Origin of the sequence: Cupriavidus pinatubonensis (genome assembly GCF_019602855.1) — a bacterium.
Classification (GTDB): Bacteria; Pseudomonadota; Gammaproteobacteria; order Burkholderiales; family Burkholderiaceae; genus Cupriavidus; species Cupriavidus pinatubonensis.
Map to the genome: position 1 here is coordinate 336,837 of NZ_CP080767.1, position 24,154 is coordinate 360,990.

At 65.1% G+C, this 24,154-nt stretch carries 27 protein-coding genes; 17 read left to right on the top strand and 10 right to left on the bottom strand.

All coding sequences use genetic code 11. The annotated features are described in order from the left end of the window. The first annotated feature begins 19 nt into the window (after nucleotides 1-19). Complete coding sequence (locus tag K2O51_RS14015) at nucleotides 20-1,006, top strand: Bug family tripartite tricarboxylate transporter substrate binding protein (RefSeq protein ID WP_011296499.1); 987 nt, start codon at nucleotides 20-22, stop codon at nucleotides 1,004-1,006. 9 nt (nucleotides 1,007-1,015) lie between these two features. Here the strand turns inward: K2O51_RS14015 and trmL are convergent, their stop codons facing one another. Together trmL and K2O51_RS14025 are read right to left on the bottom strand one after the other, a co-directional pair. Continuing rightward, nucleotides 1,016-1,486, bottom strand: coding sequence for a tRNA (uridine(34)/cytosine(34)/5-carboxymethylaminomethyluridine(34)-2'-O)-methyltransferase TrmL (trmL, locus tag K2O51_RS14020; RefSeq protein WP_011296500.1), 471 nt, complete (start codon nucleotides 1,484-1,486; stop codon nucleotides 1,016-1,018). 103 nt (nucleotides 1,487-1,589) lie between these two features. Beyond that, nucleotides 1,590-2,258, bottom strand: a complete 669-nt coding sequence (locus tag K2O51_RS14025; RefSeq protein WP_140949327.1) for a ComF family protein — start codon at nucleotides 2,256-2,258, stop codon at nucleotides 1,590-1,592. Nucleotides 2,259-2,339: 81 nt separating this feature from the next. Here K2O51_RS14025 and K2O51_RS14030 point away from each other — a divergent pair, with 81 nt between their 5' ends. The 8 genes from K2O51_RS14030 (at nucleotide 2,340) to K2O51_RS14065 (ending at nucleotide 9,181) form a co-directional block, all read left to right on the top strand. After that, complete coding sequence (locus K2O51_RS14030; protein ID WP_425332991.1) at nucleotides 2,340-3,341, top strand: methyltransferase domain-containing protein; 1,002 nt, start codon at nucleotides 2,340-2,342, stop codon at nucleotides 3,339-3,341. A 291-nt stretch (nucleotides 3,342-3,632) separates the two neighbouring features. Beyond that, a complete protein-coding gene (locus K2O51_RS14035) occupies nucleotides 3,633-4,142 on the top strand; it encodes a DUF2244 domain-containing protein (protein WP_011296503.1) in 510 nt (169 codons plus the stop codon). 58 nt (nucleotides 4,143-4,200) lie between these two features. Beyond that, nucleotides 4,201-5,466: a cytochrome c oxidase subunit II gene (gene coxB / locus K2O51_RS14040; protein ID WP_011296504.1), complete on the top strand. Its 1,266-nt coding sequence runs from the start codon at nucleotides 4,201-4,203 to the stop codon at nucleotides 5,464-5,466. Nucleotides 5,467-5,504: 38 nt separating this feature from the next. Then, nucleotides 5,505-7,112, top strand: coding sequence for a cytochrome c oxidase subunit I (ctaD, locus tag K2O51_RS14045; protein WP_220631240.1), 1,608 nt, complete (start codon nucleotides 5,505-5,507; stop codon nucleotides 7,110-7,112). A gap of 64 nt (nucleotides 7,113-7,176) precedes the next feature. Next, entirely contained in the window at nucleotides 7,177-7,308 is a 132-nt protein-coding gene (locus K2O51_RS14050; protein WP_219916587.1) for a cytochrome oxidase small assembly protein, read from the top strand. A 17-nt stretch (nucleotides 7,309-7,325) separates the two neighbouring features. Then, entirely contained in the window at nucleotides 7,326-7,940 is a 615-nt protein-coding gene (locus K2O51_RS14055) for a cytochrome c oxidase assembly protein (protein ID WP_011296506.1), read from the top strand. A gap of 43 nt (nucleotides 7,941-7,983) precedes the next feature. Next, complete coding sequence (locus K2O51_RS14060) at nucleotides 7,984-8,208, top strand: DUF2970 domain-containing protein (RefSeq protein WP_011296507.1); 225 nt, start codon at nucleotides 7,984-7,986, stop codon at nucleotides 8,206-8,208. Nucleotides 8,209-8,320: 112 nt separating this feature from the next. Next, nucleotides 8,321-9,181, top strand: a complete 861-nt coding sequence (locus tag K2O51_RS14065; RefSeq protein ID WP_011296508.1) for a cytochrome c oxidase subunit 3 — start codon at nucleotides 8,321-8,323, stop codon at nucleotides 9,179-9,181. A 118-nt stretch (nucleotides 9,182-9,299) separates the two neighbouring features. On the opposite strand, the gene K2O51_RS14070 is transcribed toward K2O51_RS14065, so the two are convergent. Continuing rightward, on the bottom strand, nucleotides 9,300-9,509 hold the full coding sequence (locus K2O51_RS14070) for a twin transmembrane helix small protein (RefSeq protein WP_011296509.1): 210 nt from the start codon (nucleotides 9,507-9,509) through the stop codon (nucleotides 9,300-9,302). A 117-nt stretch (nucleotides 9,510-9,626) separates the two neighbouring features. Between K2O51_RS14070 and K2O51_RS14075 the strand changes: the two genes are divergently transcribed. The 5 genes from K2O51_RS14075 (at nucleotide 9,627) to K2O51_RS14095 (ending at nucleotide 13,915) form a co-directional block, all read left to right on the top strand. Next, nucleotides 9,627-10,382 carry an SURF1 family protein gene (locus tag K2O51_RS14075; protein WP_011296510.1) on the top strand — a complete coding sequence of 252 codons (756 nt, stop codon included), beginning with the start codon at nucleotides 9,627-9,629 and terminating at the stop codon, nucleotides 10,380-10,382. A gap of 72 nt (nucleotides 10,383-10,454) precedes the next feature. Continuing rightward, a complete protein-coding gene (locus K2O51_RS14080) occupies nucleotides 10,455-11,111 on the top strand; it encodes an SCO family protein (protein WP_011296511.1) in 657 nt (218 codons plus the stop codon). A gap of 12 nt (nucleotides 11,112-11,123) precedes the next feature. Further along, the gene (locus tag K2O51_RS14085; protein ID WP_220631241.1) at nucleotides 11,124-12,227 is read left to right on the top strand and encodes a COX15/CtaA family protein; all 1,104 of its coding nucleotides are present in this window, start codon (nucleotides 11,124-11,126) and stop codon (nucleotides 12,225-12,227) included. Continuing rightward, the gene (gene cyoE, locus K2O51_RS14090) at nucleotides 12,224-13,159 is read left to right on the top strand and encodes a heme o synthase (RefSeq protein ID WP_011296513.1); all 936 of its coding nucleotides are present in this window, start codon (nucleotides 12,224-12,226) and stop codon (nucleotides 13,157-13,159) included. Before K2O51_RS14085 ends, cyoE begins: the two co-directional genes overlap by 4 nt. Before the next feature lie 135 nt (nucleotides 13,160-13,294). Then, nucleotides 13,295-13,915 carry an SCO family protein gene (locus tag K2O51_RS14095; RefSeq protein ID WP_041679454.1) on the top strand — a complete coding sequence of 207 codons (621 nt, stop codon included), beginning with the start codon at nucleotides 13,295-13,297 and terminating at the stop codon, nucleotides 13,913-13,915. Between the two features lie 74 nt (nucleotides 13,916-13,989). Here K2O51_RS14095 and rpoH read toward each other — a convergent pair whose 3' ends face one another. Further along, nucleotides 13,990-14,919: an RNA polymerase sigma factor RpoH gene (gene rpoH / locus K2O51_RS14100; RefSeq protein WP_011296515.1), complete on the bottom strand. Its 930-nt coding sequence runs from the start codon at nucleotides 14,917-14,919 to the stop codon at nucleotides 13,990-13,992. A 336-nt stretch (nucleotides 14,920-15,255) separates the two neighbouring features. On the opposite strand from rpoH, the gene K2O51_RS14105 reads away from it, so the two are divergent. Then, the gene (locus K2O51_RS14105; protein ID WP_220631242.1) at nucleotides 15,256-16,131 is read left to right on the top strand and encodes a pirin family protein; all 876 of its coding nucleotides are present in this window, start codon (nucleotides 15,256-15,258) and stop codon (nucleotides 16,129-16,131) included. A 22-nt stretch (nucleotides 16,132-16,153) separates the two neighbouring features. Here the strand turns inward: K2O51_RS14105 and ybiB are convergent, their stop codons facing one another. The 5 genes from ybiB to K2O51_RS14130 all read right to left on the bottom strand — a co-directional run bounded on the left by ybiB (nucleotide 16,154) and on the right by K2O51_RS14130 (nucleotide 21,322). Then, nucleotides 16,154-17,164 carry a DNA-binding protein YbiB gene (gene ybiB, locus K2O51_RS14110; protein ID WP_220631243.1) on the bottom strand — a complete coding sequence of 337 codons (1,011 nt, stop codon included), beginning with the start codon at nucleotides 17,162-17,164 and terminating at the stop codon, nucleotides 16,154-16,156. 86 nt (nucleotides 17,165-17,250) lie between these two features. Continuing rightward, nucleotides 17,251-18,054 (bottom strand): ABC transporter ATP-binding protein, encoded by an 804-nt coding sequence (locus K2O51_RS14115; RefSeq protein ID WP_011296518.1) that lies wholly within the window; start codon nucleotides 18,052-18,054, stop codon nucleotides 17,251-17,253. A gap of 33 nt (nucleotides 18,055-18,087) precedes the next feature. Next, nucleotides 18,088-18,990: a nitrate ABC transporter permease gene (ntrB, locus tag K2O51_RS14120; RefSeq protein ID WP_011296519.1), complete on the bottom strand. Its 903-nt coding sequence runs from the start codon at nucleotides 18,988-18,990 to the stop codon at nucleotides 18,088-18,090. Between the two features lie 52 nt (nucleotides 18,991-19,042). Then, nucleotides 19,043-20,356 carry a CmpA/NrtA family ABC transporter substrate-binding protein gene (locus K2O51_RS14125; protein WP_011296520.1) on the bottom strand — a complete coding sequence of 438 codons (1,314 nt, stop codon included), beginning with the start codon at nucleotides 20,354-20,356 and terminating at the stop codon, nucleotides 19,043-19,045. 321 nt (nucleotides 20,357-20,677) lie between these two features. Next, entirely contained in the window at nucleotides 20,678-21,322 is a 645-nt protein-coding gene (locus K2O51_RS14130) for an ANTAR domain-containing response regulator (protein WP_220631244.1), read from the bottom strand. Nucleotides 21,323-21,539: 217 nt separating this feature from the next. Here K2O51_RS14130 and K2O51_RS14135 point away from each other — a divergent pair, with 217 nt between their 5' ends. Together K2O51_RS14135 and maiA are read left to right on the top strand one after the other, a co-directional pair. Further along, a complete protein-coding gene (locus K2O51_RS14135; RefSeq protein ID WP_011296522.1) occupies nucleotides 21,540-22,241 on the top strand; it encodes a fumarylacetoacetate hydrolase family protein in 702 nt (233 codons plus the stop codon). Between the two features lie 4 nt (nucleotides 22,242-22,245). Then, nucleotides 22,246-22,893, top strand: coding sequence for a maleylacetoacetate isomerase (gene maiA / locus K2O51_RS14140; protein WP_011296523.1), 648 nt, complete (start codon nucleotides 22,246-22,248; stop codon nucleotides 22,891-22,893). A gap of 70 nt (nucleotides 22,894-22,963) precedes the next feature. Here the strand turns inward: maiA and ftsY are convergent, their stop codons facing one another. After that, nucleotides 22,964-24,112, bottom strand: coding sequence for a signal recognition particle-docking protein FtsY (ftsY, locus tag K2O51_RS14145; protein WP_140949322.1), 1,149 nt, complete (start codon nucleotides 24,110-24,112; stop codon nucleotides 22,964-22,966). Nucleotides 24,113-24,154 lie beyond the last annotated feature (42 nt).

Consider the following 24,154-nt stretch of genomic DNA (forward strand, 5'->3'; position numbering starts at 1 on the left):
ACTCTTCGATTCCCTACGCATGACTTCCCGTCGCCGCGCGCTGATCGCGCTTGCCTGTACCTGCGCTGCCGGCGCAGTTTCCCCTGCCTGGGCCGATAAGCCCGACAACTGGCCGTCGCGGCCGCTGCGCATGGTGGTGCCGTTTCCCGCGGGATCGTCGCCCGACCTGATCGCGCGCCTGCTTACGGAAAAGCTCGCGGGGACGCTGGGCCAGCCCGTAGTCGTGGAAAATCGGCCTGGCGCCGGCGGAAATATCGGCACGGGCATGGTGGCCAAGGCCGCGCCCGATGGCTACACGCTGCTGTTCACGATCAACGGGCCGCTGGTGACTGCGCCATCTCTGTCGCGCAACCTGAACTACGACCCGTTCCGTCAGCTGGCGCCGGTTACGCTGGTCGCGACATCACCGAATGTGCTGGTCGTCGATGCAAGGCTGCCCGTGCATAACCTGCACGAGTTCGTGGCGCTGGCGAAGACGAAGTCCGGGGCGCTGAACTACGGTTCAGTCGGTAACGGGAGTGCCGCGCATCTCGCAATGGAGCAACTCAAGGCCATGGCCGGCATCGACCTGCAGCACGTGCCGTATCCTGGCTTCCCGCAGGTCACTACGGCCATGGTGGGCGGACAGATTCAGGCCGGCTTCATGGTGCCGGCGATTGCGATGCCGCTCGTCAATGCGGGCAAGCTGCGCATCCTCGCGGTGACCACCACGGGCCGCACGGCGGTGTTGCCATCGGTGCCGACCGTGGCGGAATCCGGCTATCCCGGATTCGAAGCGATTTCATGGCAGGCAGTGCTGGCGCCGGCGGGCACGCCGCCTGCGATCATCGACCGGCTTTATCGTGAGCTGGTGGCCATCATCGGCAGCGCCGACGTGCGCGAGAAAATGCGCGCGCAGTATTTCGTGCCGGCTGGCACGGCGCCGGCATCGCTGCGCCAAACCATGGCGAGCGAGAAGGTGCGTTGGGACAAGGTGATCCGCGCCGCGGGCGTGCAGCCGGAATAGCGCCGGCGTTCAGGCGCCGCCGGCAAAGCCGTTCTGGCGCCACGCCTCGAACACGACCACGGCCACGGTATTCGACAGGTTCAGGCTGCGGTTGTTGGGCCGCATCGGCAGACGGATGCGCTGTGACGGGGGGAACGATTCGCGCCGCTCCGGTGCGAGTCCGCGCGTTTCGGAACCGAATACGAACCAGTCGCCGGGCTGGAAACTGACCTGCCCGAATGGCGTCGAGCCATGCGTGGTCAGTGCGAACATGCGAGATGGATCGGGCTGCTCGCTGGCCATCAGCGCGTCCCAGCTGTCGTGCACGCGCATGGTAGCGTACTCGTGATAGTCGAGTCCCGCACGCCGCATGCGGGCATCCTCGAGCGGAAATCCCAATGGCTTGACCAGATGCAGCTGCGCACCGGTATTCGCGCACAGACGGATCACATTGCCGGTGTTAGGCGGGATTTCCGGTTCGACCAGGACGACATGGAACATGGGGCGGTTTCCTTGGCAGGGCAGGGCGCCATGGCCCCGGCATCAAAAACGGTGCGCAGCTTACCGCGCGCGGGCGGCGCTGTCATCCGCCGCCATTGGCCTCTTATGGCGTACGCAGCGCGACGATCACACTGACTCGTGCCGCGCCATGTGCCTTCAGCGTGCGCGCCGCTTCGTCCAGTGTGGCGCCGGTCGTCATCACATCATCGACGAGACCCACGTGCATGCCCGCAAGGGGTCGGGACCGGCTTATGCGGAATGCGCCGCGCACATTCATCTGACGCTGGGCCAGATCAAGCAAGTGCTGGGTGGCGATATCGCGCGGACGTTCCAGTAGCGCCGGGTCGCTCGCCACGCCCAGATGGCGCGCGAGCGGACGGGCGATCTCCCACGCCTGATTGAAGCCGCGGTCGGCCAGCCGTTGCGGCGACAGCGGGATGGGCGCGATCAGCTCCGGCATCGGCGTGCCAGCGGCCCGTACCCGGCTTGCGAGCGCGGCAGCGAGCCACCCGGCCAGCGACAGCACCTTGCCATACTTGAGTGCCAGAACCAGCGAATCCTGCGGAATGCCGTAGTCGCCGAGCGTGAAGGCGCGGTCGAAATCGGGCCGATGCTGCGCGCATGCCCGGCACGGCTCGCCTGGTGCCAGCCCCATCGCGCAAACCGGGCAGCGCGACACCGGGTAGAGCAGTTCGGCAACGCAGTCGCGGCACACTACTTCATCCTGCACCGTCCCGCACAGCGCGCACGCACATGGCAGCAGCTTGCGCATCAGCCCGCGGACCTGTCCGGCGGCTTTCGCGGTGCGCGCGTATACTTGCCGTCCAGCCGTCCGCCATGGCGCGCGGCTGCCATGCGCCATCAATATTGCCGCGCCTTCCTTGTCTTCCTGTTGCCTGGTTTTCCCGTGTCCCTGCATGCCGCCGATTCTCCCGATGCTTTCGTGCCGCCCACGCGGCTGACCCGGATCGCCTTCGACCGGCGCAGCGCCGCGTTCGGCCAGCTCGATTTCTTGCTTGGCGAGATCGGCCGCCGCATGCAGGAACGCATGGAGGTGGTCCGGCTGACGCCGCAGCGCGCGCTGGACATCGGCTGCGGACACGGCCAGGGCCTGGCCGGCCTGCGCGCGCGCTTTCCCGATGCACAGATTGCCGGCCTCGATATTTCTGGCGTGATGCTGGCCGAAGCGGGTCAGCGCGATCCTCAACGGCGGCCCGGCTGGGTCGGGCGCTTGCTCGGCAAGCGCCCGCTGTTCGATCTGGTCCAGGGCGATCTTGCCACACTGCCTTTTGCGCCCGGCAGCTTCGACCTGCTGTGGTCCAACCTGGTGCTGCACTGGCATCCGGAGCCGCATCGCGTGTTCCCGGAGTGGCACCGCGTGACGCGCGACGATGGCCTCGTGATGTTCTCGCTGTTCGGCCCCGATACGCTGCGCGAACTGCGCACGGCGTTCGAGGAAGTCGATACCGCGACCCACACGTTGCGCTTTGTCGACATGCACGATATCGGCGACATGCTGGTACATGGTGGATGGTCCACGCCGGTGATGGACATGGAAACGCTCACCGTGACCTATGAATCTCCCGAGACGCTGCTGCGCGAGGTGCAAGCCTTCGGCGGCCTTCGCGCGCATCCGGCGCTGCGGCGTGCCGGCCTGCATGGCCGGCGCTGGCATCAGGCGGTGTGCGCGGCGCTTGAGCGCCTGCGCAATGCCGATGGCGTGATTCCGCTGACCTTCGAAATCGTCTACGGCCACGCCTGGAAGCTGCCCCCGCGTGGTGCGCAGCAGGTGGACGAACTTGGCCGCGCGGTCGTGCCGCTGGACAAGATCGGCCGGGCCAGGCCCCGCCGCTGAGCAGTTACGACTGTAATGACTTCCGCGTAACGAAAATACGCGCGGATCGCCCGCGAGGCCGCGTCTGCACTGGCTTTGCGGGCGATCTCGTTAATGCGCGTTAAGCATAAATCCCTACGCCGCGCAAGCGCTTTGGTCAATGTGCGGCCTTGTCCGTGTATGCGAAGCGCCCTATAATGCGCCAGTTTGTCGCAGTGGTCCCCTGGCACAAGAACGTCCTGGAGTTGCACTCGCACGGTGCACTCAGGGCGCAATCGTCCCGGGTGTGCATCCGATGCAGAGTGGTTGGCGATGCAAGACTTGGGTATCGCATTCCAGACGGCAAGTGGTGACTCCGGCGGAAATCTCGACGGACCTCCCCCCGCGCCCCACGACTGGCTGATGAAGCGAAATTGCTCGCTCTCTCCACGCCAGGTCGGCTGGTTTTACCTCTCGATCTTCACTGTCTCGCTTGCTATCGCGTTGTTTTTCGCGGTGCAAGGGTCTTGGCTCGTGCTGCCATTTGCCGGCCTGGACCTGCTCGGACTGGGGATTGCTCTGCTTGTGTATGCGCGTCATGCGACGGACTATGAGCGTGTCAGCATCAACGATGGCGTGCTGGTCGTGGAGACAGCCAGTGCGCAGCGGTTGACGCGCCATGAATTCAACCCGCAGTGGGTGCGGGTCGAACTGGGGGAATCGTTCCGCGCGCTGGTGACTCTGCGTTCGGGCAAGCGCGTTGTGCAGGTGGGGTGCTATCTGGACCCGCACAAGCGGCGCAAGTTCGCCCAGGAGCTCGCAGCGGCCCTGCGCCGCCTCTGAGAGGTGGCGGGGGCGGATGCGGGGACAGATTTGGATCTGTAAATTGGGTAGATAACAAATGAAAATGTGGAAGAAGGCATCCGCAGTTTGTCTGGCGAGCGCATCCCTGCTTGCCAGCCAGGCGGCCCTGGCGGTCAGTGACATGCCCGGCGGTCCCGCCGTGCGTCAGCTGAACCTGACCGAGCCGGTCACGAAGATCGCCGAACAGATTCACTGGCTGAACTGGATGATGTTGATCATCTGCACGGTGATCTTCGTTGCCGTGTTCGGCGTGATGTTCTATTCCGTGTTCACGCACCGCAAGGCCAAGGGTGCGAAGCCTGCTTCCTTCCACGAAAGCATCACGGTCGAAGTGGTCTGGACCATCGTCCCGTTCCTGATCGTGATCGCCATGGCCCTGCCCGCCACCAAGACCGTGGTGGCCATGAAGGACACCACCAACTCCGACGTCACCATCAAGGCCACTGGCTACCAGTGGAAGTGGGGCTACGACTACCTGAAGGGCGAGGGCGAAGGCATCTCCTTCGTTTCCACGCTGACCACGCCGCGCGAACAGATCAACAACGAAGCGCCGAAGTCGAACACCTACCTGATGGAAGTCGACAACGAGCTCGTGGTACCGGTCAACAAGAAGGTGCGCATCGTCACGACCGCCAATGACGTGATCCACGCGTGGATGATTCCGGCATTCGGCGTCAAGCAGGATGCGATCCCCGGCTTCGTGCGCGACACGTGGTTCAAGGCCGAGAAGATCGGCGTGTACCGCGGCCAGTGCGCCGAGCTTTGCGGCAAGGAACACGCGTTCATGCCGATCGTCGTGCGCGTGGTGTCCGACGCCGACTACACCAAGTGGGTCGACGGCAAGAAGAAGGAAATGGCCGCCAAGGCCGATGATCCGAACAAGACCTGGACGCTCGACGAAATGAAGGCGCGCGGCGAGAAGGTCTACACCGCCAACTGCGCGGTCTGCCACCAGCCGAACGGCAAGGGCGGCGGCGCGTTCCCGGCGCTGGACGGCTCGAAGATCGTGAATGGCCCGAAGGCCGGCCAGATGCACATCATGCTGGAAGGCAAGAACGCCATGCCGTCGTGGAAGCAGCTGTCCGATACGGAGCTGGCTGCAGCGATGACCTATGTGCGCAACAGCTGGAGCAACAAGACCGGCGAAGTGATCCAGCCCAGCGATTTCGTGAATGCCCGCGCCGGCAAGTTCCCCGAGGGCGGCGGCGCTGCAGGCGGCGACGCACCGAAGGCGGACGCGAAGCCCGCCAAAGACCAGGGCAGCAAGCAGGCCAGCATCGCGGGCGACCGCACCGCAGGCTGACCGGCTGAAGACAGGACAGGATTAGAGGAGCATTTGCGATGAGTACTGCTACCCCCGACGCAATCGGCCATCCGCACGATCACGCGCACGACGACCACGCGCATGATCACCCGCATGGCTGGCGCCGCTGGTTGTTCGCCACCAACCACAAGGACATCGGCACGCTGTACCTGCTGTTCGCGTTCATCATGCTGTTGTCGGGCGGCTTGCTGGCACTGCTGATCCGCCTGGAGCTGTTCGAGCCGGGCCTGCAGTTCTTCCGCCCCGAGCTGTTCAACCAGTTCACAACCATGCATGGCCTGATCATGGTGTTCGGTGCGATCATGCCGGCCTTCGTGGGTTTCGCGAACTGGATGATCCCGCTGCAGATCGGCGCGTCCGACATGGCGTTCGCGCGCATGAACAACTTCAGCTTCTGGCTGATGCCGCCGGCCGCGCTGCTGCTAGCCGGTTCGTTCTTCGCACCGGGCGGCGCCACCGCCGCCGGCTGGACGCTGTACGCGCCGCTGTCGGTGCAAATGGGTCCGGGCATGGACATGGCCATCTTCGCCATGCACATCATGGGCGCGTCGTCGATCATGGGCTCGATCAACATCATCGTGACCATCCTCAACATGCGCGCCCCGGGCATGACGCTGATGAAGATGCCGATGTTCTGCTGGACGTGGCTGATCACCGCCTACCTGCTGATCGCCGTGATGCCCGTGCTGGCCGGCGCCATCACCATGGTGCTGACTGATCGCCACTTCGGCACGAGCTTCTTCTCGGCTGCCGGCGGCGGTGACCCGGTGATGTACCAGCACATCTTCTGGTTCTTCGGCCACCCCGAGGTGTACATCATGATCCTGCCGGCTTTCGGGATCATCTCGCAGGTCGTGCCGGCGTTTGCCCGCAAGCGCCTGTTCGGCTACAGCTCGATGGTGTACGCGACTGCTTCGATCGCCATCCTGTCGTTCATCGTATGGGCGCACCACATGTTCACGACGGGCATGCCGGTGACGGGCCAGCTGTTCTTCATGTACGCGACCATGCTGATCGCGGTGCCGACGGCCGTGAAGATCTTCAACTGGATCGCGACGATGTGGCGCGGCTCGATGACTTTCGAGACCCCGATGCTGTTCTCGATCGGCTTCATCTTCGTGTTCACCATCGGCGGCTTCACCGGCCTGATGCCGGCCGTGGCGCCGATCGACATCCAGCTGCAGGACACCTACTTCATCGTGGCGCACTTCCACTATGTGCTGGTGGCCGGCTCGCTGTTCGCGCTGTTTGCGGGCTTCTACTACTGGGGTCCGAAGTGGAGCGGTTTCATGTACAACGAAACCCGCGGCCAGATCCATTTCTGGGGCTCGATCATCTTCTTCAACGTTACCTTCTTCCCGATGCACTTCCTGGGTCTGGCCGGCATGCCGCGTCGCTACGCCGACTACCCGACCCAGTTCGCGGACTTCAACGCGATCGCGTCGATCGGGGCACTGGGCTTCGGCCTGATGCAGGTGTACTTCTTCTTCTTCGTGGTGCTGCCGTCCTACCGTGGCGGCGAGAAGGCCGCGGACAAGCCCTGGGAAGGTGCCGAGGGCCTGGAGTGGACCGTGCCGTCGCCGGCGCCGTTCCACACCTTTGAAGTGCCGCCGCAAGTTCGCTAAGCACTAGTCGCAACAAGGCTTCGGGAGACGCAACGCCGTCTCCCGGGCCGGCAGGTAACACAAGATGCAGGCTCCACAAAAAAACCCATCGCAAACTGACCAGAAAGCCGCCAACCGGCGCCTGGGGCTGATCCTGTTTTCGATCGTGGTGGTTTTCTTTCTGGGGTTCTTCGCCAAGATGGTTTTCCTTGGCTGAAGCTGCGGGGTAGCGGGATGAGCGTCGATCAGAACGGGCAGAGCCAGAACCACGAAGCCGACAAGCGGTTCAACCGCGGCATGATGCTGCGGCTGATCGTGATCGTCGGCGTGATGTTCGGGTTCGGCTACGCGCTGGTACCGCTGTACAAGAAGATCTGCGATCTCACCGGGCTGAACGTGGTGACCACGCGCGAGCTGTACGGCGGATCGCTCAAGAACACGCAGGTCGACACGAGCCGCACCATCACGGTGGAGTTCGATTCGAACGCGCGCGGCCCGTTTGCGTTCCGTCCGGTGAAGAACAGCATGGAAGTGCATCCCGGCGAGATGGCGACGATCGTCTACGAAGTGGCCAACGGGCAACCGCGCGATATTTCCGCGCAGGCGATCCCGAGCTATGCGCCCAAGCAAGCCACCGAGTACTTCAAGAAGCTCGAGTGCTTCTGCTTCAAGCAGCAGACGCTCAAGGCCAAGGAAGCGCGCGAGATGCCGGTGGTGTTCGTGATCGACCCGAAGCTGCCGAAGGATGTGAAGAACATCACGCTGTCGTACACGTTCTTCGAAGTGGGTGCGCCGGTGGCGCAGGCACCGCAGGGCGAGCTGGACAGCCGGCCCGGCAACGGTAGCTGAGGACAGGTTGAACGCAGGTTGAGGCAGGACAGAGGAGACGGCGGTGGATGAACTGAAGGACGCGGTCAAACGCAAGATGTCTTTCGGGCAGACCATGCGCGCGGTGCTGTGGTCGTTCATCGGCCTGCGCAAGGGCGCGGCGCACGAGAGCGACATGGCGAAGCTGAATCCCGTGCATGTGGTCATTGCCGGGGTGATCGCGGCGGCGGTATTCATCGCGATCCTCATTACGATCGTACGCGTCGTGGTCAGTTCGGCCGCGGCGTAGCAGGGCAGGAAGTAGGGTAGACAGAAAAGCAGTGCCAACGGCAGCCTGGGAGGGAAGGCTGCCGGATGTGCCGATAACGATTGAACCAAGACTCTGAGCTGGAGATAAAAGAATGAGTGCGAATCGCGCAAACGCTCCGTACTACTTCGTACCGGGACCGTCGCGCCACCCGATCACGGCAAGCTTCGGCCTGCTGATGACCGGTGCCGGCGCAGCCGGCTGGGTGAACGGGCAGCACTGGGCGCCGTACCTGTGCGGCTTCGGCCTGCTGTGGTTCCTGTTCGTGCTCAAGAGCTGGTTCAGCGACGCCATCGGCGAATCCGAAGGGGGCATGTACGGCAAGAACATCGACCTGTCGTTCCGCTGGTCGATGGGCTGGTTCATCTTCTCCGAAGTGATGTTCTTCGCCGCGTTCTTCGGCGCGCTGTTCTACGCCCGCACCATCGCCATGCCGTGGCTTGGCGACCTCGACAACAAGATCCTGTGGCCCGACTTTGCCGCCGTATGGCCCAATAGCGGCCCGGCCGGCGTGGTCGAGAGCTTCCAGACCATGGGCCCGTGGCCGATCCCCACCATCAACACGGCACTGCTGCTGATGTCGGGCGTGACGCTGACCTGGGCGCACCACGCGCTGCTGGCCGGCAAGCGCAGCCAGGTGATCCAGGGCCTGGTGCTGACCATCCTGCTCGGCGCGGTCTTCATGTGCTTCCAGGCTTACGAGTACATGCATGCCTACTCGGAACTGAACCTCAAGCTCACCTCGGGCGTCTACGGTTCCACGTTCTTCCTGCTGACGGGCTTCCACGGCTTCCACGTGACCATGGGCGCGATCATGCTGACCGTGGTGCTGATCCGCGTGCTCAAGGGCCACTTCACCCCCGATCATCACTTCGCGTTCGAAGGCGCCGCCTGGTACTGGCACTTCGTTGACGTGGTGTGGCTGTTCCTCTACATCGTGGTGTACTGGCTGTAAGCAGCAACTTGTCGTACCCGGCGGAAGGCCTGAGCGCCTCCCGCCGCGGAACCGCAAAACAGAAGCGCCGCAGGAGGATGACCACCCTGCGGCGCTTGTTTTTTGGGGATTCCGGACCCTACGGATTCATGCGGATGCCGGTGCTGTGGATCCAGCCCATCCAGTGCGAAAACAGGATGAACAGGAACAGCGCCACCGAGAAGCCGACGCGGAACATCAGCGAGCGCATCATGTTCGGCGTCCTGCCGCGGTCGCGCATCATGAAGAACAGGGCCGAGGCCAGGCTGCCGATGATCAGGAGGAAAGCGACGATGATGACAAAGCGCATGGCGGGGCAGGCTGGCCGCAATACGTGCACTACGTGTGCGTGCCGCGGGCTCGTGGGCGGAAAGTGTCATTATCGCATCGCCGGCAAGGCGCTGTATTGCCCGGCTGGAGTCGCGCGATGAAGCCGTGGCGTGCCCTGAGCCCCGTGCCGATCGTCGCGGCCGCCATCGTGATCGCAGTGACCTGCGCGCTCGGCAACTGGCAGCTCAACCGCGCACATGAAAAGATCGCGCGCGCCGCACGACTGCAGGAGCTTGCCGCGCAAGCGCCGGTGACACTGACCACGGCACCGGTGCAGGCCAATCTCACCGACCGTACCGTGCGCGTGACAGGCCGTTTCGAAGCGGACCGGACCGTCTTGTTGGATAATCGCCCCCACGGCAATGGCACCGACAGCCGCGCCGGCTTCCTGGTGCTGACGCCGCTGGTGATCCGGAGTGACGGCAGCGCTGCCCGCAGTGTGCTGATCCTGCGCGGCTGGCTGCCGCGCGATGCCCAGGACCGGACGCGCATCGCGCCATTTACGACGCCGGCCGGCGAGGTGACGATCGAAGGCACGGCACTTGCCGCGGTGCCGAAGGTCTATAGCCTCGGCCAGGCAGCCAGCGCGGAAGCCGGCAAACGGATTCGCCAGAACGTCGACCTGCCTGCTTATGCGGCCGAACTGGGCGTGACATTGCAGCCGCTCGTGATCGAGCAGCGCACCGACACTGGCGACGGCCTCGCGCGAGATTGGGCACCGGCCGACCTGGGTGCCGACCGGCATTACGGCTACGCCTTCCAGTGGTTCGGCCTGGCCGCGCTCACACTGGTGCTGGTGATCGTGCTGGGCTGGCGCCGTGCGCGGCGGCTTGCCGGTGCAGGACAACCGTAACGGCCAGCTGGCCATAAACATCGGCGTACGCCTCCGTGCGGGCGCCACGACAAACGAACGACAGACGTACGCATGCCACACCAAGACTCCGCCCCGGCCCCGGCCGGCACGGCATCTCCGCCGGACTCGCGCATCGACGCGCGCACGCGCCGCGGCCGCCTTCAGATGCTGCTGCTGCTGCTGGTGTGCGCATCGCCGGTGATCGCGTCCTACCTGACCTACTACGTATTCAAGCCAACCGGCGGCGCCACCAACTACGGCGCGCTGATCGATCCGCAGCGCCCGATGCCTCCTGTGCGCGTCGCCAACGAGCGCGCTGAGGCGGTTCCGCTCGAAAGCTTCCGCGGCAAGTGGCTGCTGGTGACCGCCGATCCGTCGGCCTGCGACGAAGCCTGCGCGAAGAAGCTGTTCACCATTCGCCAGATCCGCGCAGGGCAGGGTCAGGACCGCGAGCGTATCGTGCCGGTCTGGTTGATCACGGACGAAGGCGCGGTCGATGAGCGCCTGAGCGCGGCCTACAACGAGCCCTATGCCGGCGTGCGTTTCCTGCGCATCCCGCCCGACGTCGCGCGCCAGTGGCTGCCGGCGGCCGAGGGCAGCGGCATCGAGGACACCATCTTCCTGGTCGATCCGCTCGGCAACCTGATGATGCGTTTCCCGAAAGACCCCGATCCCAAGAAGATGAGCGGCGACCTCAAGAAGCTGCTCCGGGTTTCGCGGATCGGCTGAGGGACGACACGCATGCTGCTCCAACTCGGCATCATTGGCATCCTGATCGCGCTGTTCCCAATCTCGTACGTGCTGGTCCGCGGCGACCGCAACAAGTATCGCAAGCTGGTCTGGATCACCGCGTTCCTGACGCTCGACCTGATCATGTTCGGCAGCTTTACGCGGCTGACCGATTCCGGTCTCGGCTGCCCGGACTGGCCGGGCTGCTATGGCCACTCCAACCCGCATTCGGCCGTGGAGCCAATTCGCGCGGCCGAAACCGCGCTGCCCAGCGGCCCGGTAACGCTCGCCAAGGCCTGGATCGAGATGATCCACCGCTATTTCGCGATGGCCGTGGGCGTGCTGATCATCACACTGATGGTGCTGGCGTGGGTCAAGCGCAAGGAGTTGAAGCAATCGCCGTGGTTCGCCACGGGCGTGCTGCTGCTCGTGTGCGTGCAGGGCGCGTTCGGCGCATTCACGGTGACGATGAAGCTGCAGCCGATCATCGTCGTCACGCACCTGCTGCTCGGCATGAGCCTGCTGGCGGCACTGATCTGGCTTGGCTCGCGCAATGATCCGCGGCATCTTGTCGCACCCGAGGCTGGCGCGCTGCGCTGGCCCGCGCGCGCGGCGCTGCTGCTGCTGGTGATCCAGATCTTCCTCGGGGGCTGGGTCAGCACCAACTACGCGGTGCTGGCATGTACGGATTTCCCGCTGTGCAACGGCAAGGTCGTGCCCGAGATGGACTTCGTGCACGGCTTCACGCTGTGGCGCCAGCTCGGCATGACTGCTGACGGCGACTACATCCCGCATGCGGCGCTAGTGGCGATCCACTGGGTGCACCGCTGCTTCGCCGTGGTGGTGCTGGGCTACCTCGCGTGGTTCGGCATGCGTGCGCGCCGGCTCGAAGGGCTGGCCAGCGCGTCGCGCTGGCTGCTGGCCGCGCTGGCGCTGCAACTCGCGACCGGGCTGTCGAATATCGTGCTGGACTGGCCATTGGTCGCCGCCGTCGCCCACAACGGCGGCGCGGCGGTGCTCCTGCTGCTGTTGGTACGTCTCAACTACAATATAGGGCTCGCGACCCGACCCGCCGGCGCTGCCTCCAGCGTGCCGACCGCCGCTCGCGCCACATGAAAGACAAACTCCCTCCCGTGGTAACCGCAACACACTCCCATCCCGTGGGCCGGGTTCGTCACCTGGCCCGCCAGTATGCCGCCCTGACCAAGCCGCGCGTGACGCAGCTCGCGGTGTTCTGCGCCATCATCGGCATGTTCCTGGCTACGCCCGGCATGGTGCCGTGGCGCGTGCTGATCGGCGGCGGCGCCGGCATCTGGCTGCTGGCCGGGGCCGCGTTCGCGATCAATTGCCTCGTCGAGCAGAAGATCGACGCGCTGATGCGCCGTACCGCCTGGCGGCCGTCAGCCACCGGCGAGATCACCACCACGCAGACGCTGATCTTCTCGGCCGTCCTCGGTGGCGCCGGCATGTGGCTGCTGCACGTGTTTGCCAACGACCTGACGATGTGGCTGACCTTCGCCACATTCCTCGGCTACGCGGTCGTCTACACCATTCTGCTCAAGCCGGCCACGCCGCAGAACATCGTCATCGGAGGCCTGTCGGGCGCCATGCCGCCGGCGCTGGGCTGGGCGGCTGTTGCCAACGACGTACCTGCCGAAGCGTGGTTCCTGGTGCTGATCATCTTCACCTGGACGCCGCCGCATTTCTGGGCGCTCGCGCTGTACCGCCGCGCCGACTACGCCAAGTCCGGGCTGCCGATGCTGCCGATCACGCACGGCGAAAAGTACACGCTGCTCAACATCCTGCTGTACACGCTGGTGATGATCGCCGCGACGCTGCTGCCGTTCGTCTACGGCATGAGCGGCTACATCTACCTGGCCAGCGCACTGGTGCTCGGCGCCTGGTTCCTGAAGTATTCGTGGACGATGTACCGCAACTACTCGGACCAGCTGGCCCAACGCGCCTTCCGCTTCTCGATCCTCTACCTGTCGCTGCTGTTCGCGGCGCTGCTGATCGATCACTACTTCAAGTTCGTGCCCCAGATCTGAGCGGTCTGGAGCTTCGCGGCCTGCGGCATCTTGTCGCGGCCGCGGTGCCGCACAGCACGAATGGGCGATACTGTGTGCTGCCCTCGCCATCGCGGCGCCTCGGATTTGCCGGCGCCCCTCGACTTCCGATTTCCCATGACCAAGCCAAGCCAGCCCCACGGGCTCTTCGCCTCATTCCGCCGCTTTGCCGCGCTCGCATTCCTCGCCCTCGCCCTGGCAGCCTGCGGACAACAGAAGGCGTCTTTCCGGAACGTCGACATCAGCGGCGGGGCCGATTTCGGCAAGGATTTCTCGCTGATCGACCACAACGGCAAGGTCCGGACGATTTCGGACTTCAAGGGCAAGGTTGTCGTGATGTTCTTCGGCTACACCCATTGCCCGGATGTCTGCCCGACCACCATGGCGGAGTTGAAGGCGGTCATGGAGCAGCTTGGGCCGGATGCGGACAAGGTGCAGGTGTTGTTCGTGACGGTGGATCCGGAGCGGGATACCCAGGCGCTGTTGGCGCAGTACGTGCCGGCGTTTGATCCGCGTTTCCTGGGCATGCGACCGGCCGATGAGGCTGCGTTGCAGAAGGTGGCGAAGGACTTCAAGGTCTACTACGCCAAGGTACCGGGTACGTCGCCCAACAACTACACCATGGATCACTCGGCTGGCAGCTACGTGTTCGACCCGGAAGGGCATCTGCGGCTGTTCATTCGTCACGGCCAGGGACCAGAGCCCATCGCCCACGATATCAAGCAGTTGCTGTCCTGAGAGACGGCACGGCAATGAAAAAAGGCCGGTCCACTGGACCGGCCTTTTGCATGGCGCCTCGCTAGCGCCGGGGGTCAGGCAAACGCCTGCAACGCCCCCTTCATCTTCTTCATCGCCGCTACCTCGATCTGGCGAATACGCTCGGCCGACACACCGAATTCGTCAGCCAGTTCGTGCAGCGTCGCACCGCCCGAGCCGTCATCCTCAACGTTGAGCCAGCGTGCCTCGATAATCCGGCGGCTGCGCTCATCCAGTCGCGCCAGCGCCTCTTCGAGCCCCTCGACCTGCATACGGTCCTGGCGCTTGGCTTCCAACACGCGCGTGGGCTCGTTGTGGTTGTCCGCCAGATAGGCGATCGGCGCGAATTCCTCCTCGCCGTCATCAACCTGGCCTTCCAACGCGAGATCGCCACCCGACATGCGGGTTTCCATCTCCATCACCTCTTCCGGCTTGACGTTGAGATCGCGCGCAACGGCTTCGATCTGCTCCGGCGTGAAGGTATGGGAACCCTGTTTGTGGCTGCGCAGGTTGAAGAACAGCTTGCGCTGGGCCTTGGTGGTCGCCACCTTGACCATGCGCCAGTTCTTCAGCACGTACTCGTGGATCTCGGCCTTGATCCAGTGCATCGCATACGACACCAGGCGCACGCCCTGATTCGGGTCGAAGCGCTTCACGGCCTTCATCAGTCCGATATTGCCTTCCTGAATCAGGTCGGCATGCGGGAGGCCGTACCCGAGGTACTGGCGTGCGATCGACACCACCAGGCGCAGGTGGGACATCACCAGCTGGCGTGCGGCATCGACGGAATCATCTTCGCGCAATTCGCGCGCGAGGCGTTGCTCTTCCTCTGCGGTGAGCATAGGAATGCGATGGACGGCCTGGATATAGCTTTCCAGGTTGCCCACAGTGGCCGGGAAGGTCAATGCAAAGCTTCCGGCCTGCTTGGGCGCCGTCGGCAGACGGCTGTTCATCAGGGTTTGGTCGGCAGACAAGACTGCGTTCACTCAGTAGCTCCTTTCGCATCCGGCGTTCGGTTGCCGGCGCGCCGCTCCGGTGGGAGGGCACGGCATTGCAACACATCTTAGCACTCAAGCCGGGTGAGTGCTAATTGGAGTCCCGAAGCCGTCGATAGTTCCTGATGATCATCATATATATTCGGATAGCGTTTTGTCCCGCTAAGGCACTTACCCTGCATATCGGCGGCTTGGATATCCTCAATTAGAGGGCCTCGACACGCCTCGGTTCGCACCGCCTGGCGGGATACTGTGTTGCACCACCCGCTACACTGGCAGTGCTGGCGCACGCCACGGCCAATAAAGCCCCTACAAACCGGAGAACCTATGTCTGCCATCGAACACTTGCTCAAGCCCCATGTGCGGGACCTGGGCGATTTCACTGTGCGTCGCCTTCTGCCGGCAGCGGCGACCCAGACCATCGGCCCGTTCATCTTCTTTGATCACATGGGACCCGTGGCGATGCCGCCGGGGAAGGGCGCCGATGTGCGCCCGCATCCGCATATCGGACTGGCCACGGTCACCTATCTGTTCGAAGGCGAGATCATGCACCGCGACAGTCTCGGCAGCGAGCAGGTGATCCGGCCCGGTGACGTGAACTGGATGACGGCCGGCAACGGCATTGTGCACTCCGAACGCTCGCCCGACGCCGTGCGCGAAGCCGGCGCAAGACTGCACGGTATCCAGACCTGGGTGGCGCTGCCCAAGGACCACGAAACTGTCGCGCCCTCGTTCTTCCATCATCCGGGCGCCATGCTGCCGAAGATTGAACAGCCGGGGGTGCGCATGACGGTGATTGCCGGAGATGCCTTTGGCAAGACTTCGCCGGTCACGGTGTTCAGCCGCACGCTGTACGTAGCGATCGAGATGGACGCCGGCGCGACCCTGGAGATTCCCGCCGAGCATGCCGAGCGGGGCGTCTACCCGGTCGACGGCAGCGTGGCGCTCGACGGCGAAACCTTGCCCTCCGAGCATCTGGTCGTGCTGACGCCCGGTCAGGCGGTGACGTTGACCGCCACGGCGCCATCGCGCGTGATGCTGCTCGGCGGCGATCCCACAGACGGCCACCGATTCATCTTCTGGAACTTCGTGGCCAGCAGTAAAGAGGCTATCGAAGCCGCTTCGCAGCGCTGGGAGGACGACCAGTTTCCCCACGTTCCCGGCGAAACGGAGCGCATTCCGCTGCCCCAGCGCAAATCCTGAGCAGCGGACGGACTGGCGCCGCTCAGAGCGGGCTTGCCCAGGCGACGCGCGTGCCTTGCTGCAGGCATTCCTGAATGGCGCGCACCTGGGTGGCGATCGGCGGCGGCACGGGCACGGCGCCGTCCAGCACCTTGCGCGTCCACGCGGCCGTTTCGGCCACGTCGCTGCCCTGCGGCAGTTCGGGCACGTCTGCGATCGAGCCGCTGGTCGGATCGACAAGGGTCTGCTGGTGCCCGTCGTGCAGCCAGTCGATGCGGCTGCTGCGGCGTGCATCGGCCACTACCTCGCCTTCGGTGCCACGCGCCAGCAGCACATTGGCAGGCTCGTGCGAGAAATAGTCGGTCAGCGTCTCGCGGTATTCGGGGTGCGTGTAGCTGTACAGGCGCAGCGCCTCGGCTGGCGAGTGCGAACCCACCGGCTGCAGCATCTTGGCCACCGTGTGCGAGGAATTGCGCAGGCCGATGACATTGCGCCGGTCCAGCAACTGCGACAGTCCCGGCGACAGCACGTCCACGGGCACCACGGCCAGCGGCCCATGGGCGCCTTCGCCATCGCGCAGGCGCACAGCGGCTTCGTCCGTGGATGCACACAGCGGCACGCCGAGCGCCTCGAACAAGGTCATGCTCGTCACGCGGCCCTGGAATGTGCGGGAACCATGCACCAGCACCGGCACATTCTCGCGCGCGAGCAACAGAGCCAGGAGTGGTACCAAATTGGGCTGCTTGCGCGCGCCGTTGTAGCTCGGGACGACCACGACCTGGCGATCTCCCGGTGCGGCCAGCGGGCGGCAGTGCGCGTGCGCGGCTTCGAGCATGCCGGCCAGTTCGTGCGGCGCCTCGCCCTTGATGCGATACGCCATCAGCACCGCACCCAGTTCCAGGTCCGACACGCGGCCGGCCAGCATGGCGTCGAACAGGGTCTGCGCGTCTTCGCGCGGCAGCGCACGGGCGCCGTTCACGCCGCGGCCGATTTCCTTGATGTAGCGGGCCGCGGGGAAGGCGTCCGCGGCGGGAGTGGCGGAGGAAGTGGTCATGGGCGTGTTGTGTGGGGATGGGATTCCGCTTCATGATAGCGGAGCACCGCCGCCACGCCCATGACGGGCGGGCGTTCGGTGGCCGTTCAGGCCGCTTCCTGCAACGCGGGGTTGCGCTGCTTGCGGTAGAGGAAGTCGAGCACCGCCGTGCGGCACGCATGGTAGCCCTTGTCCTCGGCCAGCGCCACGCGGTCGCGTGGTCGCGGCAGGCCAACGCTGAGGATCTCGCCGATCGTCGCCGCCGGGCCGTTGGTCATCATCACGATGCGGTCGGCCAGCAGCACGGCCTCGTCCACGTCGTGCGTGACCATGACCACGGTGCTGCGGGTCTGTTCGACAATCTTCAGCAGCGCATCCTGCAGGTGCGCGCGCGTGAGCGCGTCGAGCGCGCCGAACGGTTCATCCATCAACAGCACCTTGGGTGCCATGGCGAGCGCGCGCGCAATGCCGACGCGCTGCTTCATGCCGCCCGAGATCTCGTGCGGATACTTGCCTTCCGCGTGGGTCAGGCCCACCAGCGCCAGCGTGTCATGTGTGCGTGCCTTCAGTTGCGCCTTGCTCTCGCTGCCGCCAAAGACGCGCTCCACGCCCAGATGGACGTTATCGAAGCAGGTCATCCACGGCAGCAGCGAGTGATTCTGGAACACCACGGCGCGCTCGGGACCGGGGCCCGCGATTTCCCGGCCCGCGCAGATGAGCGCCCCGGTAGTCGGCGTGGCAAGCCCGGCGATCAGGTTCAGCAGCGTGGACTTGCCGCAGCCCGAATGGCCGATCAGCGTGATGAACTCTCCCTGTGCGATCTGCAGGTTGATGTCGCGCAGCGCCACGAACGGCCCCTTGCGTGTCTTGAAGGTCTGCCCGACGTTTTCGATGCTGACGAACTTTTCCATGGCGATGTCCGGTTGGGTTGGCGCGCGGGGCAGTCAGTTGTTGCCGTAGTTGAAGCGCCGGGCCAGCGCCAGCAGCGCATGTTCCAGCAGCAGGCCGATGATGCCGATTACGAAGATCGCAATGACGATGTGCTCGACCTTCAGGTTGTTCCATTCGTCCCACAGCCAGAAGCCGATGCCGGTGCCGCCGGTCAGCATCTCCGCGGCCACGATTACGAGCCATGCAGTGCCGATCGACAGCCGCACGCCGGTCAGCATGTAGGGCAGCACGGCGGGGAACAGCACGCGCGTGAATACCTTCCATTCCGACAGGTCGAGCACGCGCGCCACGTTCAGGTAGTCCTGTGGCACACGGGTGACGCCGACCGCGGTGTTGATCACCATCGGCCAGATCGAGCAGATGAAGATGGCCCAGATCGCGGCCGGGTTTGCAGCCTTGAATAGCAGCAGCCCGATCGGCAGCCATGCCAGCGGCGAAACCGGCCGCAGCAGGCTGATCACGGGCGACGCCATCGCGTTCAGGAAGGCGAAGCGTCCGAGGATGAAGCCCGCCGGGATGCCGATCAGCGCCGCGAGCCCGAAGCCGGCGCCGACGCGAGCAAGCGATGCCAGCACGTTCCAGCCGACGCCCTGGTCATTGGGGCCATTGCGGTAGAACGGATCGGCGAAGAGCGGCACAGCGGCGTTCCAGGTGGCGCCCGGAGTGGGAATGGCGGGGATCATCGTGGCGATGCCGTGCCACGCCAGCACGAACAGCGCGAAGCCCAGCAGCGGCGGTACGCCTCTCAGCACGACCCCGCGCAGTACATCGCGCCGTTCGGCACGGCGGGCCTGCGCTTCGATTTCCAGCGCACGTCGCCGCGCGCGTTCGCCGGCATCGGGGTCGGCCTTCAGGCCGGTAGCGCCTTCCGGCGCGGGTCTGGCGATGGCATTCACGTCTGGCTCCTTAAATCAGGGGCAATCCGAAACAATGGCGGCAGCCTGCGCATCAGGCCTTGATCTTGAAGCCGTCGGCGTAGGCCTTCGGGTCCCGGGTGGCATCCCACACCACGCCGTCGATCAGCTTCGCGGTGCGGAAGTCGCTCTTGGGCAGCGGCACTTGCGCTGCCGTGGCGGCCTGCTTGTAGATGTCGATGCGGTTGACCTGCTTCGCCACGCCCAGATAATCGGGATGCTCCTTGAGCAGGCCCCAGCGCTTGTGCTGCGTCAGGAACCACATGCCGTCCGACAGGAACGGGAAGTTGGCCGAACCGTCCTGGTAGAACTTCATCGAGTCGGGGTCATCCCACGTCTTGCCCAGGCCATTGCTGTAGCGGCCCAGCATGCGGTCCAGGATGATGTCCATGTCGGTGTTGACGTAGGACTTGGCGGCGATGGTCTCGGCCGTCTTGCGGCGGTTCGACGCCGAGGCGTCGATGAATTTCGATGCCTCCAGCACCGCCGCCACCATGGCGCGCGCGGTGTTCGGGTACTTCTGCACGAATTCGGCGGTGGTGCCGAGCGTCTTCTCGGGATGGTCCTTCCAGATCGCCTGCGTCGTTTCCACCGTGAAGCCGATCTTGTCGGCAATCGCGCGCGCGCCCCAGGGCTCGCCCACGCAGAAGCCGTCCATATTGCCCACGCGCATATTGGCGACCATCTGCGGCGGCGGCACGGTGATCGCCTTGGCGTCCTGCATCGGATTGATGCCGTTGGCCGCCAGCCAGTAGTACAGCCACATCGCGTGCGTGCCGGTCGGGAAGGTCTGCGCGAACGTGTATTCACGCTTTTCCTTGCTCATCAGCGCCTTCAGGCTGGCGCCGTCCTTCGCGCCTTTCTCGGCCAGCTTCGACGACAGCGTGATGGCCTGTCCGTTGTGGTTCAGGCTCATCAGCACGGCCATGTCCTTCTTCGGGCCGCCGATACCGAGCTGCACGCCATAGATCAGGCCGTACAGCACATGCGCCGCGTCGAGTTCGCCATTGACGAGCTTGTCGCGCACGCCGGCCCAGGACGCTTCCTTGCTCGGCGTGATCTTGATGCCGTACTTCTTGTCGAACCCGAGCGCGGCCGCCATGACGACCGACGCGCAGTCCGTCAGCGGGATGAAGCCGATGCGTACCTCGGGTTTCTCGGGCGCATCCGACCCCGCCGCCCACGCCCCGGCACGCACCAGCGGATCGACCAGCGTCATCACGCTGGCCCCGGCGATCGAGGCGAGTGCGCGGCGGCGGCCGCTGCTCGCCGGCGCCGCATCGGGAGCGGCGAGGGTGGTGTCGACTGCGGCGGGCAGCGGTTTGGCAATCCTGAGGCGAGAGGGCATTGCTGGGCTCCAAGAAAAAAGGCGTCCCGATCCGCAGCCCGTTTCGCCAGAAGACGGGGGCGGTTCAGGACGCCGTTGTCCGTGGCGTGGCGCGGCCCGCGTTGGCCATGCCCGCCTGAATTGTGATCGGCCCTCGTTGGCCGACGCATCGATAACGCAATGGCTGTGCCAGCACTCAACGCAGGAAAAAGAGGACTTCGCGGACGAGCGATATCTGCCGGCCGCGCAGGCCGGGCCGGGGGAAAGCGCCCCGATCAGGGAGCAGCGCCAGAATTGTGCATTGCACCAGCCCCGTGCCACGCAGGCACCGGTTGCGGATGCTCAGCCCATCACGTCGATCACGCGCTGGGCGGCATCCACGAGCTTGATGCCGCGTTCCATGGCCATGCTGCGCAGGCGCTTGTAGGCCTCGTCCTCGGTGATGCCTCGCGCCTGCATCAGCAGGCCCTTGGCGCGCTCCATCACCTTTCGCTCAGCCAGCTTCAGACGGGTCGCGTCGAGTTCGGCGCGAAGCTGCTGGTCAATTTCGAAGCGCGCATAGGCGACATCGAGCACGGTCTTCACGCGCTCGGCGCGTAGGCCGTCGACGATATAGGCCGTGATGCCGGCCGACAGCGCGGCCTTGATGCGCCGGGCGTCGTCATTGTCGGTGAACAGCACGATCGGGCGCGGCGCGTGCTGCGTGGACACGCAAACATGCTCGACGGTATCGCGCGCGGCGGACTCGGACGCGATGATGATCAGATCCGGCTGCCTGGCCGTGATGACATCGGGTAGGCGCAGGTCGGCGTCGACGGTCTCGATGTCCGTAAAGCCGGTGCTGACCAGGCCCGCGCGGATGGTTTCCACATTGAGCGGATCAGCATCGTGTGGGTCGCGCACCAGCAGGATGCGCAGCGTGCGGTTGGCTGGCGCGGCGCCCTGTGGAGGCAGGCTGGAAGAAGGGGGCGGGTGGCGGCGAGTCATGACTTGTCGTGGGTTGCCCCGCGTTATGCAAGATCCGCGCCGGGCGGTCAATCCGTCACGCCGGCTTGCGCATCGGGGCTTACCCATAATCACTGTATGCCGTCGTACGCAGGCTGGCGGGCAGGTGTATGCTGTTGCCCTGCTGCGCCCGGGCGGTGTCTGCTGGCGACACTGGTCGCCTGTGCGCAGGAATATCAGAACAAGCCTGGAGAGATGCATGACCGAATTCGTTTTTGCCCCGCCGGCACCCGTTGGCGTGCCCGTGCGCGGCAGCAACGCTAGCTTCCCGGTGCGCCGCGTGTATTGCGTCGGCCGCAACTATGCCGCCCATGCCCGCGAAATGGGCTCGGACCCCGATCGCGAGCCGCCGTTCTTCTTCTGCAAGCCGTCGGACGCGGTCAGCTACGTGGCGGACGGCACCGAGGGCACCTTCCCATATCCGCCGGGCACCAGCAACGTCCACTATGAGGTGGAACTGGTCGTGGCGATCGGCAAGGGCGGCAAGGACATTTCGGTCGAGCAGGCAGCCAGCCACGTGTTCGGCTACGCCGTGGGCCTCGATATGACGCGCCGCGACCTGCAGAACGAATCGAAGAAGACCGGCCGCCCCTGGGAGACCGGCAAGGCGTTCGACCGCTCGGCGCCGATCGGCCCGATCGTGCCGGTGTCGGCCATCGGCCATCCGGAAAAGGGCGAGGTCACGCTGTCCGTCAACGGCGCCGAGAAGCAGCGCGGCGACCTGTCCGACCTGATCTGGTCGGTGCCGGAGATGGTGTCGTACCTGTCGAAGCTGTTCGAACTGCAGCCGGGCGACCTGATCTTCAGCGGCACGCCCGAAGGCGTGGGCCCGGTAGTCAAGGGCGACGTCATGCAGTGCCATGTCGGCGGCGTGGGCGACCTGACCATCAAAGTGGTCTGAACCGATGAAGCTCTACAGCTATTTCCGCAGCTCGGCGTCCTATCGCGTGCGTATCGCGCTGGAGCTGAAGGGCCTGCCGTACGAGTACGTGCCCGTGCACCTGCTCAAGGACGGTGGCCAGCAGTTGCTGCCCGAGTTCCGCGCGGTGAATCCTGACGGACTCGTGCCGGCGCTGGTGCTCGACGATGGCAACGTGCTGCAGCAGTCCGTGGCCATGATCGAGTATCTGGATGAGATCCATCCAGAACCGAAGCTGCTGCCCGGCAATGCACTCGACCGCGCCTACGTGCGCGGCCTTGCGCTGGAGGTCGCGTGCGAGATCCATCCGCTGAACAACCTGCGCGTGCTGAAGTACGTCAAGCGCACGCTGGGCGTCGCCGACGAGGCGAAGGACGCGTGGTATCGCCACTGGATCGAACTGGGCTTCGCCTCGTTCGAAGCCAATCTGGAACGCCAGGGCAAGGCCGGCCGCTTCTGCTTCGGCGATACGCCGACGCTGGCCGATATCTGCCTGGTGCCGCAGGTGTTCAACGCGCAGCGCTTCAATATCGACGTGAGCCGCTACCCGACCATCGCGCGGATCCAGGAAGCGTGCATGGAACTGCCGGCGTTCCAGAAGGCCCAGCCGAAGGAACAGCCTGACGCGGAGTGATGCGCGCGGAAAGTGCCCATGAAAAACGCCCCGGGTTTGCCGGGGCGTTTTTTTCTTTCGGGCGATGTCATCAACCGAGCAGCGCGTCGGCAAATTCCTCAGCCTTGAACGGCTGCAGGTCTTCCACCTTCTCGCCGACGCCGATGAAGTAGACCGGCACCGGCCGCTGGCGCGCGATGGCCGCGAGGATGCCACCCTTGGCCGTGCCGTCGAGCTTGGTCACGATCAGCCCGGTCAGGCCAAGCGCGTCATCGAACGCACGTGTCTGCGCCAGCGCGTTCTGGCCGGTGTTGGCGTCGATCACCAGCAGGACCTCGTGCGGGGCCGTGGGCATCGCCTTGCTGATCACGCGCTTGACCTTCTTGAGCTCTTCCATCAGGTGGAGCTGCGTCGGCAGGCGGCCGGCGGTGTCGGCCATCACGATATCGATGCCGCGCGCGCGCGCCGCGTTGACTGCATCGAAGATTACCGCAGCCGGATCGCCGCTTTCCTGCGCGACCACGGTGACGTTGTTGCGCTCGCCCCAGATGGTGAGTTGCTCGCGCGCAGCGGCGCGGAAGGTGTCGCCGGCTGCCAGCAGCACGGACTGACCGTAGTGCTGGAAGTGCTTGCACAGTTTGCCGATGCTGGTGGTCTTGCCGGCGCCATTGACGCCCGCGATCATCATCACGAGCGGCTGCTCGCGGCCCAGCTCCATGGTCTTTTCCAGCGGGCGCAGCAGCTGGATCAGCAGGTCGCGCAGCGCGGCCTTGACGCCTTCGGCCGATTCGATGCGATCGCTGCGCACACGCTTGCGCAACTCGCCGAGCAGGTATTCGGTCGCCTCGACGCCGGCATCGGCCATCAGCAGCGCGGTTTCGAGCTCTTCGAACAGCGCCTCGTCGACCTTCATGCCGACGAACAGCGTGCTGATATTACGGCTGGTCTTGGACAGGCCGGTGCGCAGGCGCTGCATCCAGCCGCGGCGGGCTTCAGCGGTCTGGGCCGGGGCCAGGGTCAACTCCATGTCCCCCGCGGCCGGCACGGCTGCCGCAGCCGGGATGGCCGGCGCGGCAGGCGGCAACGGAGCCTCGGCGGGCGACGGATCGGGGCTGGCGACGGGGACGGCCGCAGGGGCGTCCACGGGAGCCGGCGTGGGGACCGCAATGGGGGCCGAGGCGGGCGGTTCTGCCGGCGCAGGGGCTGGCTCGGCCTTGCGCTTCTTCCAGAAACTAAACATTGGGGAAAGGGGTCAATACCCCGTCAGGATCGGCCGCCGTCC

Excerpts from the sequence above, each read along its gene's own strand:
- K2O51_RS14025 (WP_140949327.1), bottom strand. The coding sequence starts at position 2,258 with ATGCGCAAGCTGCTGCCATGTGCGTGCGCGCTGTGCGGGACGGTGCAG.
- K2O51_RS14095 (WP_041679454.1), top strand. The coding sequence starts at position 13,295 with ATGACCAAGCCAAGCCAGCCCCACGGGCTCTTCGCCTCATTCCGCCGC.
- K2O51_RS14015 (WP_011296499.1), top strand. The coding sequence starts at position 20 with ATGACTTCCCGTCGCCGCGCGCTGATCGCGCTTGCCTGTACCTGCGCT.
- K2O51_RS14065 (WP_011296508.1), top strand. The coding sequence starts at position 8,321 with ATGAGTGCGAATCGCGCAAACGCTCCGTACTACTTCGTACCGGGACCG.
- K2O51_RS14035 (WP_011296503.1), top strand. The coding sequence starts at position 3,633 with ATGCAAGACTTGGGTATCGCATTCCAGACGGCAAGTGGTGACTCCGGC.
- K2O51_RS14050 (WP_219916587.1), top strand. The coding sequence starts at position 7,177 with ATGCAGGCTCCACAAAAAAACCCATCGCAAACTGACCAGAAAGCCGCC.
- K2O51_RS14085 (WP_220631241.1), top strand. The coding sequence starts at position 11,124 with ATGCTGCTCCAACTCGGCATCATTGGCATCCTGATCGCGCTGTTCCCA.
- K2O51_RS14135 (WP_011296522.1), top strand. The coding sequence starts at position 21,540 with ATGACCGAATTCGTTTTTGCCCCGCCGGCACCCGTTGGCGTGCCCGTG.
- trmL (WP_011296500.1), bottom strand. The coding sequence starts at position 1,486 with ATGTTCCATGTCGTCCTGGTCGAACCGGAAATCCCGCCTAACACCGGC.
- ybiB (WP_220631243.1), bottom strand. The coding sequence starts at position 17,164 with ATGACCACTTCCTCCGCCACTCCCGCCGCGGACGCCTTCCCCGCGGCC.
- ctaD (WP_220631240.1), top strand. The coding sequence starts at position 5,505 with ATGAGTACTGCTACCCCCGACGCAATCGGCCATCCGCACGATCACGCG.
- K2O51_RS14075 (WP_011296510.1), top strand. The coding sequence starts at position 9,627 with ATGAAGCCGTGGCGTGCCCTGAGCCCCGTGCCGATCGTCGCGGCCGCC.
- K2O51_RS14070 (WP_011296509.1), bottom strand. The coding sequence starts at position 9,509 with ATGCGCTTTGTCATCATCGTCGCTTTCCTCCTGATCATCGGCAGCCTG.
- K2O51_RS14105 (WP_220631242.1), top strand. The coding sequence starts at position 15,256 with ATGTCTGCCATCGAACACTTGCTCAAGCCCCATGTGCGGGACCTGGGC.
- K2O51_RS14130 (WP_220631244.1), bottom strand. The coding sequence starts at position 21,322 with ATGACTCGCCGCCACCCGCCCCCTTCTTCCAGCCTGCCTCCACAGGGC.
- ftsY (WP_140949322.1), bottom strand. The coding sequence starts at position 24,112 with ATGTTTAGTTTCTGGAAGAAGCGCAAGGCCGAGCCAGCCCCTGCGCCG.
- K2O51_RS14125 (WP_011296520.1), bottom strand. The coding sequence starts at position 20,356 with ATGCCCTCTCGCCTCAGGATTGCCAAACCGCTGCCCGCCGCAGTCGAC.
- K2O51_RS14055 (WP_011296506.1), top strand. The coding sequence starts at position 7,326 with ATGAGCGTCGATCAGAACGGGCAGAGCCAGAACCACGAAGCCGACAAG.
- cyoE (WP_011296513.1), top strand. The coding sequence starts at position 12,224 with ATGAAAGACAAACTCCCTCCCGTGGTAACCGCAACACACTCCCATCCC.
- maiA (WP_011296523.1), top strand. The coding sequence starts at position 22,246 with ATGAAGCTCTACAGCTATTTCCGCAGCTCGGCGTCCTATCGCGTGCGT.
- K2O51_RS14115 (WP_011296518.1), bottom strand. The coding sequence starts at position 18,054 with ATGGAAAAGTTCGTCAGCATCGAAAACGTCGGGCAGACCTTCAAGACA.
- K2O51_RS14030 (WP_425332991.1), top strand. The coding sequence starts at position 2,340 with ATGCGCCATCAATATTGCCGCGCCTTCCTTGTCTTCCTGTTGCCTGGT.
- coxB (WP_011296504.1), top strand. The coding sequence starts at position 4,201 with ATGAAAATGTGGAAGAAGGCATCCGCAGTTTGTCTGGCGAGCGCATCC.
- K2O51_RS14080 (WP_011296511.1), top strand. The coding sequence starts at position 10,455 with ATGCCACACCAAGACTCCGCCCCGGCCCCGGCCGGCACGGCATCTCCG.